Genomic DNA, 13,691 nt, shown 5'->3' with positions numbered 1-13,691 from the left:
GTTCGGCAGGCTCAAGGATTGGAGACGCGTGGCAACCCGCTACGACCGATGCCCGAAGGTCTTCCTGTCAGCCATCGCTCTCGCCGCACTCGTCATTTACTGGCTATGAGTCCTGACCCTAAGGGCTCGCCATCCTTTGCGGCTGCGCGCGGTTGCGCGTTCCTTGAGAACATCGGTCTCCGGTCTCTTTTGGTAGGCCGTCCTTACGCGCCGAAGTTCATCTGCGTAGGAGCGCTCGAACCCAACAGGTGTGAAGTCAAGGCGGGCATCCGGCTTCAGGTGCTCGGCAATGTAGCGAGCTTCTGATCTTTGCAGGACCGCGCCAAGAAGTTGATCCCGCCGCTCACAGCGCTGAAAGCCCCGTTCCAGTTCCGCGCGCACAGCAGGATCGGCCACCAGTTCAATGCGCATACGCAATTCATCTTGCAGCGAAATTTGCCGCGCGGAATCGAACTCTGGTACGATTTCTCTTTCACCAGTGATTGGAGACCTAATGACCATTTCCCAACCTTCCGATGATTTTGACTATGACGGGCTGAGTGCTCAGGTTTGCAAACTTGCCAACCAAGCCATTGCGGACGGAGCTAACCCCGAGACTGTTGCTGCGATGATTTATCAGGACAGCTTTGATGTTGCTTTTGCTCAGGGACCTGTTGAGACGCTGCGCCATATCTGTTTTGCGATGGACAGATCGGAAGAGGACATGCGCACTTTTCACGAAAGGTTCGGCGACCAGCTTGATCTCGCTGAACTTGTCCAGGGCCGTATTGTCCCCAAGGTCGCGTAGGCTGAAATCCGTCATGGCCGGAACCCCTCGACATACGACCAGGAGCCGTCTGCATATTGCGGCAGGTGGGCATACTGGTCGGGGACATCTTCCGTGATGATCTTGCGCAGGCGAGGTCCCCAGAAGGTGGCGATCTTCACACTGTCTTTCGGCAAGTGATACGGGTTCGGGTGATAGCGCCCCGCCATGAAGCGCCGCGTCCAGTAGGGCTTTCGCTGCGCGTAGAGCGGCCCCGGCAGATCATCGCAGAGCAGATACATACCGTCTTTGGCCGTCCGCATCACCTCATCAGGCGTGCGAAGCTGGCGCGCATGCTTCCGAGTATGTCGCGTCTCGTGCCCCAGTTGAGCAATCTGGCTTGCAAGCTGGAACGGATCGCCGCCGCCCAGCAGAGCCGCCATCAGTTGCTCTTTCTTCAGCTTGGCGCGGCTTTGCGTCAATGGATCATCCGTTCGTAGCGTCTGTGTGCCAAGCACCTCGGAGACTGTCTTGGCGGAACCGAGGTCACGCGTTGCGAAGTAAATCTGCAAGCTGGCACTGGAGGTAATCAGTTGCCCAGCATGCGGTGCGAGTCCTTCCATCTGGCGTGTGGACTGGAACACCGCGAAGGGCTGGATGCCGATACCCGCGCCATAGGTGAACATCTGCGGCACGACCGGGAAGCTGCCAAGCTGGCCGCATTCATCGAGTATCCAGAGTTGACGCGGCGCATCGGGCTTGCGGGACTTCTCGATCAGACAACCGACAAACAGGCTTTTGAGAACAGGTGCCCAGAGCGGGATCATTTCCATCGGCACCATCAGGTAGAGCTGGGTGAGCGCGCCCACGTCGCACAACTCACTCAGTTCAAAATCGAAAGGGCCGGACACGGCCTCGGAGAGCAGCGGGTCGGACAGGCAGGCCACAGACTTTTGTAGTTCGCCAATGATGCCCTGGAAGCCGCCCGAGCGGTCTTCGCGCATGGCCGCAATTTCTTCCTCGACATCGCTAGAAAGCTGAAGCCCGCTTGTGTGCATCTCGTATGCAAAGTCGATCCATTCCTTGCCGCCGCCTGAGAGCAGGTTCACGACGCGGTAGAGGTGTGGCAGTTCCAGCACCCCGTGCATTTTGATCAGTGTCAGGCAGATGGCTTCCGCCCAGCGACGGGCGTTTAACTCGAAGTATTCGCCGTTCGCGGAACCGCTTTTGGGAATCCAGTTTTCCAGCAGCAGCTTGAGATCGGGGATCAGGGTCGGCGATGACCACTTGAGGTAGCCGACAGGGTTGATCCTGTGTTGCGGCAGGCCGTGAAGAGAGCGCGGATTGAAGGTGATGACCTTCTTAGCCTTACCGTCTCCGAGTATCTGGTCGCGTGAGATTGCCGCCAGTTCGCCCTTTGGATCGAGCACGATGATCGTGCGTCCGTCACAGATACCCTTGCACAGCGTATAGGCGAGGATATCGCGCAGCTTGCCGGAGCGGGCACCGGCGACGAGCAGGATGCCGCCCTCACCGTAAAAAAACAGAGACCGCCCCTCCAGCTCACCGCAATAAATAGCGGTGTTGCTCTTCCTTAACATGCCCGCACGGGCAGCGTCCTGAGCGCTTGCCATCTCAGCAGAGCCGAAGGGGTTCTCTTCATTAACGAAAGGATAGGACATCGCCGCTTACTCGCGACCGGAGAGGCGCAGGATGATGAAAAGGCCGAGCGCTGACAGGGCTGCGGAGAGCGCACCGCGCACAACGCTGTAGATCAGCATTCCCAGCAGGAAGAGCCATATCAGGCCGATCGTGCTGGTGAAGCCCGTCGCAGCGGAATAGACCATCGCCACACCGATCACCCAATCGAGGGTAAGACCGTAAGCATAGGGAAGAGCGACGAAGGTGATCAGAATGGCAATCACCCAGGTGATGTTACCGAGCGAGGCGGTGAAAGGGGTTTGCTGTTTCGGGCCAGGCATAGGCCGTCCTCCTGAAAGAGAGAGATATGACAAGCCGGACCCATGCCCTGCGAGAGGACGCAGGACCGACTAAGAAGCTACGTTCAGCTTGATTGGTTAGGAGTGAGCCGCCCTACGGCGTCGCATACGGCGATCAGCACCGAGATGCAGACGACAGGTACAGCGCCCACGCTTGTCGGGCAGACACAGCGGACACAGGATGCGGCGATAGGCCGACATCACTTGCCGCCCGAGCCGAACTTGAAGCCGCTGTTGAAATCCTGGCGCGTTTGGTAGCTCAGCCCACTCGTGTTGGGCATCGGCTTCCCGCTCCGCGCCATCTTCATTCCGGCATTGAAGGTCGAGTTCTTGGACATGGTGTTCTCCTCTTGGTTGCTCCGCCCCGCGAGGTTAAAAACGGGGCATGTCTGAGGATGGAGTGGATCAACACAGGGAACGCGGGAAAAAATTTCCCGCAAGCAATAAGGACGAGTTAAGCAATAAAGTTATTTCTTTGTCAGCTTTGCGGAAGTTGAGTTATAAAGAGATCGACGATGTCATTTCTCGCGCGGTTTTTGATCACTGGCCCCAATATCGTGTCGATTGCTACAAAGAAATTCTCCTGCGTTACATGGGCCAAAAATCTCTTTCTCCGCAGAAGCTCTATGACCAGATCATGGAACCTGAAATCAGGGCAAGGAGACGTGACTATCAAGCCCGTCATGGCGTAGCATTATCGGTCGTGGAGGCGCGTCCAAATCCGGGTGATAATGGACGTGACCTGATCCGAAAGTGGCTCCATAAGCCTGACGGCACGGTTTCACGCGGCTTTCTCAGGTACGTTCGCCGCTTTATCATCAAGAATTCTCTTGAGATTCTTGACCATTTTTCCGCATCTCAAACAGTTCTCGACAAGCGGCGGAACTACCACAGCAAATCACTAAACGATATTGGCCAGTCAAACTTCTTCATAGGACCTTTACGGGAATTATTCGACGCCGACGAGGTTTATTACTTTTATCTGAAGCAGGGACGTTCAATTCTGGCTGGATCAGATCAGAAAATTCTTTCGCTTCAATTCCACGAAACCGGGATTGGATACTTTCTCATCTACAAGATGCCGAAGGTAGAACGAGATGCGCCGATTATTGGGGCGTTATCCAGTCTCAATGTAGGTCTTGCTCTTGAATACCAGGGTTACTTTTGGGCACCTCAACCACGGCTGGATACACCGGAGGAAGAAATTGAGCTTCATGTGATCAGCGCGCGGAAGTTCACAAGGACGACGAGCATGCCGCCGTGCCATCCCTACCTCCTCTCTAAAGAAGTAGAACTCAAACTGTTCTTTCGTTTCGATAGTCATTCGGAGGACGGTAGTACTGGATTTCTGGCAGTCCCGCTCCGAGAATTGAACGGAGGTGAGATAACTATTTCAGGCTCATTGTTCCCGGAAATCTATGAGATGACTCCTATTGTGATACCAACTGCATTGGCCGCTCATTTGAAAAAACTTGAAGGAATTCAGATAAATGTCTAATGTAGCAATTCGATTTGATGGTGATATGAGTAAAGAGGGCCCAAACATTTTTCGTGCAGCAGAAAACGGCGACTTGGACGAGTTGCAGGCGGCGCTCGATGATGGGCAAACTCTACAAGATAGAAAAGCGACACAAGCCTTTATGACGCCTGTTCACGTTGCGGCTTGGCATGGACAACAAGACTTTGTCGTGAGAGCCTGCGAGATCGATACCGCCCCGGCAAACATGCAAGACGGCTATGGCAACTTCCCGATTGAATATGCGATGCAGCGACGGGATGAGAATGCTTTGGTTGCTCTCCGTGACGTCATGACATGGCTTGATCAGCCATTCGAAGATGCCGACTTCAATTTCTAACTTCGAAACATTGCTTCTGTTCTATGTGTTGACGGAATTAAAAACGCGTCGAAGATCGTTTTCTTTCTTAATCCAGTCATCTATGAAGAACATGAAGAACTCAGATATTTTTTCCCATTTTTGAAACTTCACCACATCACAATGATGAAAAATGAAGCTTGCCCCCATGCCTCGCTTCTCTTGCATCCAGTCGAGCAATCGCCAGTAATATCGCGGCATTCTTATGACATAGTGTTCCAAGTACGGCCGCTCGTCATCGCCAAGACGTGGAACGCGAGAGCGCTTAACCTCGACTACATCATCTCTATTCTCCTTTGGTAGAAAATCGTGCATATCAAATAGTAGCCAAAACATACAATTCGTGCGAATTTCAACGAGCGGTTTTCATGAGGATATTGGTAGGATTGGTTTCGGTGTGTCGCACTGTCGGATGCTTGGGGCTGCTTACTTCTGCGTTCATCGGCCAGCGTCCCATGATTCCCGTAGGCTCCGCCGCCTTTCTTCTAACAGGTTTTCAAGGACGCTCTGGCAATACGGGTCTTGCAACGGATCATCGCCTTCGATCTGGCACAAAGCCCGATAATGCGCAGCCGCTTCTCGACCCAGATGTTCGAGCTGACCAACGATGTAGAGCAGGTTTCTCATTATCTAACGCGCTCCCAAAGCGCCGCCACGTCGCGGTCGATCTCCTCGGCTACCTCCAGAGGCGGTAACTTCTTCTGCAAGACCTTCTGTACGGCGGGCGGCTGGAGATGTCCGATCTCCTGAAAACGCCGCACTACATCCGCCAGAGGCTCGGGCGGTTTTTGCATCCACCACGCATGGGTGTAGGGTTCTGGGTCGCTCATGCATTGCCCTCCCTCTTCGGCCGAGCGTTCTGCTGGTGCTTCCACGAATAGGCCGCTGCGAGTCGTCTCAGAAACAGATCGCGCGCCTGGCAGACTGAGGCCACATGGCGGGGCGCGACCGAGCGCAATATAATCTCCTGCGTCTCGGCCTCAATATGGGCGAGCGCTTCCAGATCATGGGTAAGATCGAGCGGCTTGCCCCCGAGGGTATGCTTCGGTGAAGATGGCATGTCCCAGTTTAGGTCATCGAGCCTATCTGCACCAAGCCTGAAGTCATCACTTCGTTGGGAGTGAGCTCCCGATTTCGGACTTAGCGACGAACGCAAGATGTGTGTTGTAGTACAACACCATCTTGGCAAGGGGACCCGCTGCGCGCCCCCGTTGCATCCCCTCGGCTTGTGGCTGGTCTCGGGTATTGAACCCGTCATCCAGCCAGAGAGCGCAATCGCCGCTCAACCACGAGCAAGGAAACGTCGCTCTCCCTGCACCCATGATCAAAGGGGCTATCGCGCCCCCTTGAAACCCACTCGCACGACTTGGAGACGCCGCTCTCCTACTGCACCGAACCATGGACGACCTGCCGTCAGGTTGATCAATGACTACAGCTTGTATTTCAGAACCACGTTCTCAACGAGGTCTTCGACAAAATCGATTACCTTGCTTCGCGTAATCTTCACGCCTGACGGGTGGGCGCTCGTGTTTCTCGTACCAAGCTTCTGATCCAGGATTTTGCGAACATCGTTTGAGACAACACCCGCGCTACGGCAGAACTCAATGAATTTGCCCTCTGGGATATCGCTGAAGTCATCGCGTTGTTTGATGGTCGTAACTTTAACACGCTTATCGGTGTTCTTCGCCAACACCGCGTTGAACTCTACATGCTTGTGTTTGAGGATATAGTCGAAGAGATGGTTCACGGCCAAAATCCACGCCATGACAATCGTTGCTCGGTTTGCCCCAGCCTCAAAACAATCCAGCGTCTCAGCAAGGAACAGCTTCGCGCTGCCATCGGGTAGCTTGTGCTCCAATGAGCGGAGCGTGGCGCTCGTCTGAATCGTAGTTGTCTCTGCTCCAAGTTTTTTCGAAAGCGCTTCGCGCATGTGGCGCTGTAACTTATATCCACTTCCCGACTTGATGTATTTTTGAGGCTTGGTTTTCGTGCCCTTAGTTCCCTCCGACAACCGCACCGACGTTGCCTTAGGCGGCGTCAGGTCACAGTCCCTAAAACACTGGTCCACATCTTTCGGCGCTGCCACATCCTGTCCGAGTTCAACTGTGAGAAAGTAGACGAAAAACTCGATTAAGGACGATTGAGATTTTGTGTTCGCATCCTCAATCGAATTATAGAATCGATTGACCGCATCGCTCATTCAGCGCCCTTCTTCTTGAGATCAAACTCAAAGTGGTTGTTGCCCTTCGTCGTGATTACAATGTCCTCAGCCGAGTTGAAGTCGATGAATCCCTTCTTGCTCGAGGTATCGCGGAACGCCTGCGCAAACGCTTGCGGCGGCTTCTCCTTTGCGTCCAGGAAGCAAGTATAAACCTGATCCGTGTTAGGGCTTTCAATCCCAACCTCTTCAATGAGGAACTTGAGGAAGATCAAGATTTTTTCAGGGGCACTGCTCGGCGCATACTGGTCATAAAATTTCTGTAGCTTTGAGGTATCGAGGCTCTTGTCCCGTGTCGGAGCATCAGCATTCATACTGATCTCATTACCTTCGCTCGCAGCAGCTTTCTTGCGCGGTGCTGAACGTCGTTTCTGCATAGCTGGTTTGTCAGCCTCATTATTACCCTTTGAGGGTGTAGGAGGTCGTGTGTTTGCTGGAGCAGGCTCTGCGGACAATCGGTCCTTAAAATCCTCATAAACAGACTTCACAAGCTCGATATCGCCTTCGACATCAACGATGCCTTGCGTAAGATTGATGTGGAGTTTGGCGGTCATAGTCGTCACTTCCGATGGTAGAGTTGGTCAAATTCTACACAATATATAGTAGCAGACGCTTGCTTGCAAGCGCTCTTGGCAAGCAGGCGTGCATATCAAGCAAGAACCCAGAGTGGGGCGAAGCCTCTCAGCTTAGCTCAATGTTCATTTATCAGATACTGCATCTTCAAATGGAACCCGACACCCAAGGCAATCGGCGTACAGTGAAGGACGCGTTCTTGCTCAATATCCTCAATGGATTTAACCTGGAGTAGTGAGGCGCAAGACTTGTGCCCCGAGAAGGAACAAGTAATGGAGGTAGTGCCAAACATATGCCGGGTGTCTAATTGATACTGTATTTTTATTTTACGCTTGAATGTTCTTACCGAGACCTCAGCAAATTCTTCCTCTTCGTGCGTTCGCTTGAAATACTGCGCACGGTTAATAAAAATAAAACTGCCGGACGAGATCATCTCCTTAATGAAGGTTCTGTTCCAGGAATGGTCGCTCAAATGTATTGGCTGCACAAGACTAACAAATGAATCGACAACATCACTGTAAAACATATGCAAAGCCAAGCTCTCCATATGTGGATACCAATCGTAAACAGTATTCCGAAGCAGAGTGCTTGAGACTTTCACATCACGCGGCCTAATCATAATTCCGCGTTCATCGATGTAACCACTCTGCTTGAGTCGTGAAAACAAAGTTTGATCAACTCGGGTTAGAAGTTCTTTCGGAGCAGTCTGCACTAGCCTGCCATGATTAATGTATCCCCACGAAACGCCTACCTGCATAAAATTATCTAAATGGCTTTTCTGTCCGCCAACAGATGCAGCAAGTAGACGCCTTTCGTTAACAGACTTGTACCACTTGTTTCGAAATTCTTTCAATCGTTTAGGCGTCAAGCTCTGCGATAGCTCTCTAGTAGTGTGCGCTTCGTCATGATGAGCAAGACAGAGTAGAACAAGATTGTCTGTGGTATTATTGGAGTTATCCTTATCAATATGGTGGATTTGATCGCCTTTCGCTGCACAAACTGCACAGGCGAAAGCACTGTCATAATTCACTTGTTGCCTTAGTTTTGAGGGTATGGCTGGGCGTTTATTCATTATAGCTCTGCTCCACAACGAGCTTACCAACTATTGAGTGACCGTGTCCATCCTCTCGGGACTATAAAGACCTGATGGGTCGGGGGGGGCATCTGAAGAAAAGGTTTAGGTGTACTGTGCCGTGCCACAAGACCCGTTTAACACTGCTTTCGGAACTGTGCTTTGTATGCTTTGATGGAGATGGCTTAGGGCTTTGCCCTCGGCGCGCTTCAGGCAAAACAGATCGAACAGATTATGATCGTTGTCGGCTCCCCCTGAAGGTTGCCCCCAACAACGACAGAATCTTTCGCCGATTTTCCCTTCCGCTTGCACACCCACTGTTCGCCACGAGGCAGGGGTTGCAGGAGCAACCCAATACCTTACGGAAGGAGAAGAAAAATGAAAAAATCACAAGGAGATATTCAAATCTATGTTGGCTGTCTGGCAGCATACAATAGCGGCATTCTGCATGGATGCTGGATAAATGCGGAACAAGACGCCTATGACATCTACGCCAATATCCGCAAGATGCTGGCAGCCTCACCTATCGAAGACGCGGAAGAGTGGGCGATCCATGATCATGAGGGCTTCGAGGGTGTGGACGTGTCCGAGTACATGGGCATTGACGAGGTTGCAGAGCTGGCGGCCTTCATCGGAGAACATAGCGAGATCGGCGGGAAGCTGGTCGGGCATTTTGGCGATCTGAGCGAAGCACGCAAAGCCATTGAGGACGCTTACGCAGGTGAGTACCGCTCCCTGGCTGACTTCGCCGAGGAGTTGACGGAGGAAACAGGCCAAGTTCCTGAAAACCTACGCTTCTACATCGACTATGAGCGCATGGCGCGGGACATGGAAATCTGTGACGTGTTCATCATCCAGACGGGCTTCGAGCAAGTGCACGTATTCTGGAGCCACTGAGATGAGCAGCGAGACATACAGATTCACATGGGAAGACGTCGAAATCGAGCTGACCTATAAACCGAAAGCTTTTGGCGGGGCAATCGCGCATCTTGAGGTGCTTAACAAAAATCCCGAAGGTGTGCCGCGAGCTGCGAAGCTATTGAAGTTGTATAGAAATCTATTTTCACTACACGTTGAAAACCTTCAGAGTTGGCAGCAAATTATCAATCGCCACCCTGACATCATCCATCATTGGTAAGGAGTCTTTTTCCCGTTCCCAGAGTTTAAGAAAGTCACTAGCCGTTTGCCTCGCAGTATCAATTACCATCTTTTCTGGCAACGCGGCTTTTGCCGCCAGATGTGAGAGCTCGTCCGCATCAAGGTCAGCAAACCCCCGGTTTCGGCTATAATTGAGCGCGAAACTGTCTGAGGGAAGATAAGGTACTGTGGAGACAAAGTCATAGGCAGGTGCCAACGCTGCGCTGCGCTGATCTGGATAGATCAGTGACCAGTTCTTCAAGTGCATGTCTCCATTGCCGATCATAGTATTGAAGACTAAGCGGCGGATAAACTCGCGCACATCACCATCCGAGCTTTCAGAGGCAATGACTGCTGCAATGTTGCGCATGCTGGCTTTCCTGTATTTGTGCTCGCTATAAACACCAAAGACTTGCGCAAAGTCCTCGATGTGGATGAGCTCTCCGCCCGGTGATCTGTCAAAGCGTTGAATGACAAACGCTTTACTGCCAAAGCGTTCTGTCCCGTCTGGTAATCCTGCAATACGTTCAATATCTACCAAATCGATTTTTGGAACATCTAAATCCAGCATGCTGGCCAGCCGCATCATGGAGAACTCATTCTCGGGTACGCCCATGTATTCTCTTGACGGCAGCTTTACGATCCAATCACCACCAACTCCCTTGGCGGGGATCGTCAAACCGCCGCTCGCACTCTCAATTGCGGAGAATTTCAACTGAACGCCAGCAAGCGAAAAACGCATCATGCTATCTTTGGGTTGCGCCTCCTGAAGACCATCATCGTCTGCTGCTTCCGGCGGCCACTGCTCTCCATCGGCTGGTATGATAGTGATCGCTCCAGGCAGGTCTTGACCTAGCGCCCAGAGCAAGAAGAACTCACGCTCAATATTTACTCCTGCTTTCTCGGCCAGATACTTTCGCAAATGCCCTTCCGGTAATAGATTGGAGAAAAATGGCATAACCTGCTTTTGGACGGGCCTGAAGTCAGTGCGTAGTTCTCCAAACTCGTCTTTGAACGACAGCCCAAGCGTCGGACGGTCTACATCGTTTATGTAGTCTTCGTTGAACGCAAACAGGCTACGATCCCCTGCAACACGCGTTAGTGTCCCTATCTGCTGGCCGTATAGCTGAACATTGAGTACGGATACATCAGCCATCACTATCCTCCTCGTCCAAACTATAGGCTGGTCTGCTTTGTGCTGGTTCGGAATGGGTTGCGGAGATATTGTGGGCAAGCATGTTGCGTAGCCGCTGAGCATCTTTGGCGACCTTCTCAAGCTGCTTCAAGCCACCCGCATTTTCTATGGTCTCTAGTGCCTTTCGCATTTGCCGAACGGCATCGGTTTCCTGAAGGATGTTGCGGAAGTTACTCATCTCTGCGAGCTGCTTTTGAAGCGTGTGTGCTGCGGAGCTTTCGTGTAGTGCCTTTGGCAAGGCTGCAAATGCACGGTTTGCTTTTGTAAGCTCTCGCAGAGCGTCTGAGTGGCCATGCAAAGTATGGCTACTTGTGCTGCGCGCAATGGACCTTACAGCAGGCGCGGCCTTGCGAGGTATTAGCGCAAGTTCTAGATCAAGCGCATGGGCAAGCGAGGCGAGGCTAGAGAGCCGAAGATCAACAGCGTTGCTTTCAATCTTCGAGATGTGCGATTGGGGTACGCCTGATCGAGCGCTAAGCTCACGCTGGCTTAACCCTTTGTTATTTCTGGCATTCTTTAGTGTTGCTGCTATGTCTTCACTTGCATACGTCATTCTGTGATCTGCTTTTATATATCATTCGTTGTCATTGATATACTTAAGCATATCACAACTTCAAGCGTCTATGCAATCAAATGATCTACTATAGCAGATCAGCGGAGGCTTTTGATCTATTATAATATATCTTCTAAGGCGGGAAATTTCACCAATTTTCGTGCCGCCTACGTTGAACCATCGCGTATCCATCACCTAAAAGGCAAAGCAGGAGCGATACCACAGACTGCTACGCTGTAATGTTAGCGCTCAAACCTCGGACCGTCGCGCGCCATGCCGGACGGCCTGCCGCGCGCTTCTCTGAATCTCTCACGATCTGAGGCAAGGTCGTGTGCCTGATCCTTGATCGAGGACATTTCTATGACTTTCTCACGCTTGAGTGCTTTTCGCTCTTCGATCTGATGAAAGATCATCTCGTCGGTCTGTTGCTGGTCGCGCAGATGGGCTTTCCAAGCGCTGGCTTCGTTCTCGCGTCTGATCCTGGAATGCTCACCACGCACACGATCCCAAAGCCCCTGTAGCCCTGTGCGGAAGCGTGCTTGTCTTTGACGGTCTTCAAGGGTTTGACGGTCTTCGAGTTTAGCTTTGAGGCGTTGCCGTTCCGCCCGCTGTCGCTCAATCAGCTTTCGCCGCTGCCTTTCCCGCGCATCTTTTTGCTTCTGTTTCCGTGCCTCCAGTTCTTCCTGCCAGCGTGACAGGGAGGGCTGCATCGTCTCAGCGATATGCGCCTTGGCCTCATCGACGGAGCGAAGGTCTTTCGGATCGCCGAGCTTCTCACGCACTTGCTTGGTTTTCAGTCCCGACCACTTTGGGATGGCATAGACTTCGCCCTGCACATCGACTGCAACAAACCCCCGCCGATCACCACGAGCAAGGACGTAGCCCTTATCTTCAAGGGCGTGGGTAAAGGCTTCCTTTGTGTCCGAGACTGACCATGCTTCTTGGAGCGTGCGCTTGATCTCGCGCGCATCCTTCTTCGTCCGTTTGGCCTGTTGCCATTCTTGAAGCGTGAAGTTGCGGGGATCGCGGTTATTCCTGTCTCTGTATCCGTCAGGCAGACGCCAACCATGTTCCAGAAAGAGGTCTTTCGAGACGTCGTTCAGACGGGCCTTATAGAACGGAAGGTTGATGGCTTTCATCTCCATCACGTCAATCCGTGACCAGACAACATGGGCATGCCGTCTGCCGTTCTTCTCATGAAAAACGATGGCGCGCGCCTGATCATCAAGGCCGAGCTTCTGTTCCGCACGCTCGATGGCATCAAGGATATTGGAAGTCGAGACCTTCTCCGTTTCAGGCGGGCTGATGCTCAGCGAGAACAGGTATTGCTGACACTTCGTCCCCTTGGAGATCGCATCCGCTTCCTGAAACGCACCATGCAGGTTCTCAGCGGTGAAGCCGCGTAGCTCATGCACTTCGACATGATCGTTATCACGATCATTCAAGAGGTGAGCAGCCAGGTTGAGACCGTTGCCGCGTTGGTTGCCGACCATGATCATTAGCGATCCCCGCTTTCATAGCCAAGCGCCTTCATCAGCTCCATGCGGATCGCCAGCACTGCTGCGCAGGTTGCCATCAGTTCGTCTTCAACTTCGGGTGACAGCGGCAGTGCGCCCTTGTTCGCGGCCTTGGCAAGCTGGTTGAGATTGTTCGCCAGACGCAAATTGCCGAGCAGACCAAGTGCCCGTGCCAGAGCGGCATGATCTTTGACGGGAGCCTGACCGCGTGTTCGGCGCGGTGACAGATCACCGTCAAATAGCTTGGCCTTAATGAAAGGACCGAGGGGCATCCCAGCCGCTGCGGTGTCCAACTTCACGCGCTCGTCCTCAGTCAGGCGCAGGGAGAATGGTGGCGGGGTCTTCTTGCGAGGTTTTCGTGTCGCCAGTCGAGCGGGAGCTATAGGCTTAGATTCAGAGAATTTTTGTGAGAGATGGCTCATGGCTCCATCTCCGGCAACATGGCTTCATGTGGCTTGAGCTGGGCTTCCCAGTCTTCCAGATCAGCGAAGAAGGAGTTCGAACTTTCTCCTTCAAGGCGCGCCAATTATCACTGTAAACTAAATGATTAAGCTTGCGCCTACCTGAGGGAGTGTTGCTCACGTGGGGAAATCGCCTCAGCAGCAGGGTCACCGCAGTGTGCTGAAAATGTATCGTCAGCCCGTCGAACCTTTTACGTGACTTCCGATTGAAGGCGCTTGGAATGTGACGAGCGTAGGATTATGCGCTCTCGGCCATCTTTGGGAGTGCCATGACGTAGCCGTTCAACTTGGGCGCCATGATATCCCATGCTCCAACGGCTCTACGGCTCTACGGCTCTGGTTGGCG

The 13,691-nt window shown here is 52.7% G+C and carries 17 protein-coding genes and 1 pseudogene; 5 read left to right on the top strand and 13 right to left on the bottom strand.

Annotation, left to right across the window (positions count from 1 at the left end):
• A pseudogene (locus tag D9R08_RS14910) lies at nt 1-109 on the top strand (IS5/IS1182 family transposase); the annotation flags it as partial.
• On the opposite strand, the gene D9R08_RS18955 reads toward D9R08_RS14910, so the two are convergent.
• Nucleotides 97-501, bottom strand: coding sequence for a hypothetical protein (locus D9R08_RS18955; protein ID WP_147450700.1), 405 nt, complete (start codon nt 499-501; stop codon nt 97-99). The pseudogene D9R08_RS14910 and the gene D9R08_RS18955 sit on opposite strands and share 13 nt — an antisense overlap.
• Between D9R08_RS18955 and D9R08_RS14905 the strand changes: the two genes are divergently transcribed.
• Entirely contained in the window at nt 494-787 is a 294-nt protein-coding gene (locus D9R08_RS14905; protein ID WP_121898843.1) for a hypothetical protein, read from the top strand. The genes D9R08_RS18955 and D9R08_RS14905 overlap by 8 nt on opposite strands.
• Nucleotides 788-798: 11 nt before the next feature.
• Here D9R08_RS14905 and D9R08_RS14900 read toward each other — a convergent pair whose 3' ends face one another.
• The 3 genes from D9R08_RS14900 to D9R08_RS19155 all read right to left on the bottom strand — a co-directional run bounded on the left by D9R08_RS14900 (nt 799) and on the right by D9R08_RS19155 (nt 3,083).
• Nucleotides 799-2,427: a type IV secretory system conjugative DNA transfer family protein gene (locus D9R08_RS14900; protein ID WP_121898842.1), complete on the bottom strand. Its 1,629-nt coding sequence runs from the start codon at nt 2,425-2,427 to the stop codon at nt 799-801.
• A 6-nt stretch (nt 2,428-2,433) separates the two neighbouring features.
• Nucleotides 2,434-2,727: a hypothetical protein gene (locus D9R08_RS14895; protein WP_121898841.1), complete on the bottom strand. Its 294-nt coding sequence runs from the start codon at nt 2,725-2,727 to the stop codon at nt 2,434-2,436.
• A gap of 218 nt (nt 2,728-2,945) precedes the next feature.
• On the bottom strand, nt 2,946-3,083 hold the full coding sequence (locus D9R08_RS19155; protein WP_158599015.1) for a hypothetical protein: 138 nt from the start codon (nt 3,081-3,083) through the stop codon (nt 2,946-2,948).
• Between the two features lie 47 nt (nt 3,084-3,130).
• On the opposite strand from D9R08_RS19155, the gene D9R08_RS14890 reads away from it, so the two are divergent.
• Nucleotides 3,131-4,243 carry a hypothetical protein gene (locus D9R08_RS14890; RefSeq protein WP_121898840.1) on the top strand — a complete coding sequence of 371 codons (1,113 nt, stop codon included), beginning with the start codon at nt 3,131-3,133 and terminating at the stop codon, nt 4,241-4,243.
• A complete protein-coding gene (locus D9R08_RS14885) occupies nt 4,236-4,601 on the top strand; it encodes an ankyrin repeat domain-containing protein (RefSeq protein ID WP_147450699.1) in 366 nt (121 codons plus the stop codon). Before D9R08_RS14890 ends, D9R08_RS14885 begins: the two co-directional genes overlap by 8 nt.
• A gap of 644 nt (nt 4,602-5,245) precedes the next feature.
• Here the strand turns inward: D9R08_RS14885 and D9R08_RS18950 are convergent.
• The 5 genes from D9R08_RS18950 to D9R08_RS18940 all read right to left on the bottom strand — a co-directional run bounded on the left by D9R08_RS18950 (nt 5,246) and on the right by D9R08_RS18940 (nt 8,482).
• Nucleotides 5,246-5,449: a hypothetical protein gene (locus tag D9R08_RS18950; RefSeq protein ID WP_147450698.1), complete on the bottom strand. Its 204-nt coding sequence runs from the start codon at nt 5,447-5,449 to the stop codon at nt 5,246-5,248.
• A complete protein-coding gene (locus tag D9R08_RS18945) occupies nt 5,446-5,679 on the bottom strand; it encodes a hypothetical protein (protein WP_147450697.1) in 234 nt (77 codons plus the stop codon). Before D9R08_RS18945 ends, D9R08_RS18950 begins: the two co-directional genes overlap by 4 nt.
• A gap of 369 nt (nt 5,680-6,048) precedes the next feature.
• Nucleotides 6,049-6,819: a hypothetical protein gene (locus D9R08_RS19290; protein WP_199709382.1), complete on the bottom strand. Its 771-nt coding sequence runs from the start codon at nt 6,817-6,819 to the stop codon at nt 6,049-6,051.
• Nucleotides 6,816-7,391 (bottom strand): hypothetical protein, encoded by a 576-nt coding sequence (locus D9R08_RS14865; RefSeq protein ID WP_121898836.1) that lies wholly within the window; start codon nt 7,389-7,391, stop codon nt 6,816-6,818. The genes D9R08_RS19290 and D9R08_RS14865 overlap by 4 nt, the downstream gene beginning before the upstream one ends.
• A 137-nt stretch (nt 7,392-7,528) precedes the next feature.
• A complete protein-coding gene (locus D9R08_RS18940; RefSeq protein ID WP_147450696.1) occupies nt 7,529-8,482 on the bottom strand; it encodes an HNH endonuclease signature motif containing protein in 954 nt (317 codons plus the stop codon).
• 378 nt (nt 8,483-8,860) lie between these two features.
• On the opposite strand from D9R08_RS18940, the gene D9R08_RS14855 reads away from it, so the two are divergent.
• Entirely contained in the window at nt 8,861-9,379 is a 519-nt protein-coding gene (locus D9R08_RS14855) for an antirestriction protein ArdA (protein WP_121898834.1), read from the top strand.
• Between the two features lie 169 nt (nt 9,380-9,548).
• Here D9R08_RS14855 and D9R08_RS14845 read toward each other — a convergent pair whose 3' ends face one another.
• The 4 genes from D9R08_RS14845 to mobC form a co-directional block, all read right to left on the bottom strand.
• Nucleotides 9,549-10,775 carry a type II toxin-antitoxin system HipA family toxin gene (locus tag D9R08_RS14845; RefSeq protein ID WP_199709381.1) on the bottom strand — a complete coding sequence of 409 codons (1,227 nt, stop codon included), beginning with the start codon at nt 10,773-10,775 and terminating at the stop codon, nt 9,549-9,551.
• On the bottom strand, nt 10,768-11,367 hold the full coding sequence (locus tag D9R08_RS14840) for a helix-turn-helix domain-containing protein (protein WP_121898831.1): 600 nt from the start codon (nt 11,365-11,367) through the stop codon (nt 10,768-10,770). Before D9R08_RS14840 ends, D9R08_RS14845 begins: the two co-directional genes overlap by 8 nt.
• A 242-nt stretch (nt 11,368-11,609) precedes the next feature.
• Nucleotides 11,610-12,866: a relaxase/mobilization nuclease domain-containing protein gene (locus D9R08_RS14835; RefSeq protein ID WP_121898830.1), complete on the bottom strand. Its 1,257-nt coding sequence runs from the start codon at nt 12,864-12,866 to the stop codon at nt 11,610-11,612.
• The gene (gene mobC, locus D9R08_RS14830; RefSeq protein ID WP_121898829.1) at nt 12,866-13,306 is read right to left on the bottom strand and encodes a plasmid mobilization relaxosome protein MobC; all 441 of its coding nucleotides are present in this window, start codon (nt 13,304-13,306) and stop codon (nt 12,866-12,868) included. The genes D9R08_RS14835 and mobC overlap by 1 nt, the downstream gene beginning before the upstream one ends.
• Nucleotides 13,307-13,691: the final 385 nt, after the last annotated feature.

Origin of the sequence: Rhodophyticola porphyridii, from assembly GCF_003688285.1 — a bacterium.
GTDB classification, from domain to species: domain Bacteria; phylum Pseudomonadota; class Alphaproteobacteria; order Rhodobacterales; family Rhodobacteraceae; genus Rhodophyticola; species Rhodophyticola porphyridii.
This window is presented reverse-complemented; position numbering and strand designations above follow the sequence as displayed.

What these genes read in the sequence shown, in the direction of transcription:
- D9R08_RS14905 (WP_121898843.1), top strand. Translation starts at nt 494, where the DNA reads ATGACCATTTCCCAACCTTCCGATGATTTTGACTATGACGGGCTGAGT.
- D9R08_RS18955 (WP_147450700.1), bottom strand. Translation starts at nt 501, where the DNA reads ATGGTCATTAGGTCTCCAATCACTGGTGAAAGAGAAATCGTACCAGAG.
- D9R08_RS14900 (WP_121898842.1), bottom strand. Translation starts at nt 2,427, where the DNA reads ATGTCCTATCCTTTCGTTAATGAAGAGAACCCCTTCGGCTCTGCTGAG.
- D9R08_RS14895 (WP_121898841.1), bottom strand. Translation starts at nt 2,727, where the DNA reads ATGCCTGGCCCGAAACAGCAAACCCCTTTCACCGCCTCGCTCGGTAAC.
- D9R08_RS19155 (WP_158599015.1), bottom strand. Translation starts at nt 3,083, where the DNA reads ATGTCCAAGAACTCGACCTTCAATGCCGGAATGAAGATGGCGCGGAGC.
- D9R08_RS14890 (WP_121898840.1), top strand. Translation starts at nt 3,131, where the DNA reads ATGTCTGAGGATGGAGTGGATCAACACAGGGAACGCGGGAAAAAATTT.
- D9R08_RS14885 (WP_147450699.1), top strand. Translation starts at nt 4,236, where the DNA reads ATGTCTAATGTAGCAATTCGATTTGATGGTGATATGAGTAAAGAGGGC.
- D9R08_RS18950 (WP_147450698.1), bottom strand. Translation starts at nt 5,449, where the DNA reads ATGAGCGACCCAGAACCCTACACCCATGCGTGGTGGATGCAAAAACCG.
- D9R08_RS18945 (WP_147450697.1), bottom strand. Translation starts at nt 5,679, where the DNA reads ATGCCATCTTCACCGAAGCATACCCTCGGGGGCAAGCCGCTCGATCTT.
- D9R08_RS19290 (WP_199709382.1), bottom strand. Translation starts at nt 6,819, where the DNA reads ATGAGCGATGCGGTCAATCGATTCTATAATTCGATTGAGGATGCGAAC.
- D9R08_RS14865 (WP_121898836.1), bottom strand. Translation starts at nt 7,391, where the DNA reads ATGACCGCCAAACTCCACATCAATCTTACGCAAGGCATCGTTGATGTC.
- D9R08_RS18940 (WP_147450696.1), bottom strand. Translation starts at nt 8,482, where the DNA reads ATGAATAAACGCCCAGCCATACCCTCAAAACTAAGGCAACAAGTGAAT.
- D9R08_RS14855 (WP_121898834.1), top strand. Translation starts at nt 8,861, where the DNA reads ATGAAAAAATCACAAGGAGATATTCAAATCTATGTTGGCTGTCTGGCA.
- D9R08_RS14845 (WP_199709381.1), bottom strand. Translation starts at nt 10,775, where the DNA reads ATGGCTGATGTATCCGTACTCAATGTTCAGCTATACGGCCAGCAGATA.
- D9R08_RS14840 (WP_121898831.1), bottom strand. Translation starts at nt 11,367, where the DNA reads ATGACGTATGCAAGTGAAGACATAGCAGCAACACTAAAGAATGCCAGA.
- D9R08_RS14835 (WP_121898830.1), bottom strand. Translation starts at nt 12,866, where the DNA reads ATGATCATGGTCGGCAACCAACGCGGCAACGGTCTCAACCTGGCTGCT.
- mobC (WP_121898829.1), bottom strand. Translation starts at nt 13,306, where the DNA reads ATGAGCCATCTCTCACAAAAATTCTCTGAATCTAAGCCTATAGCTCCC.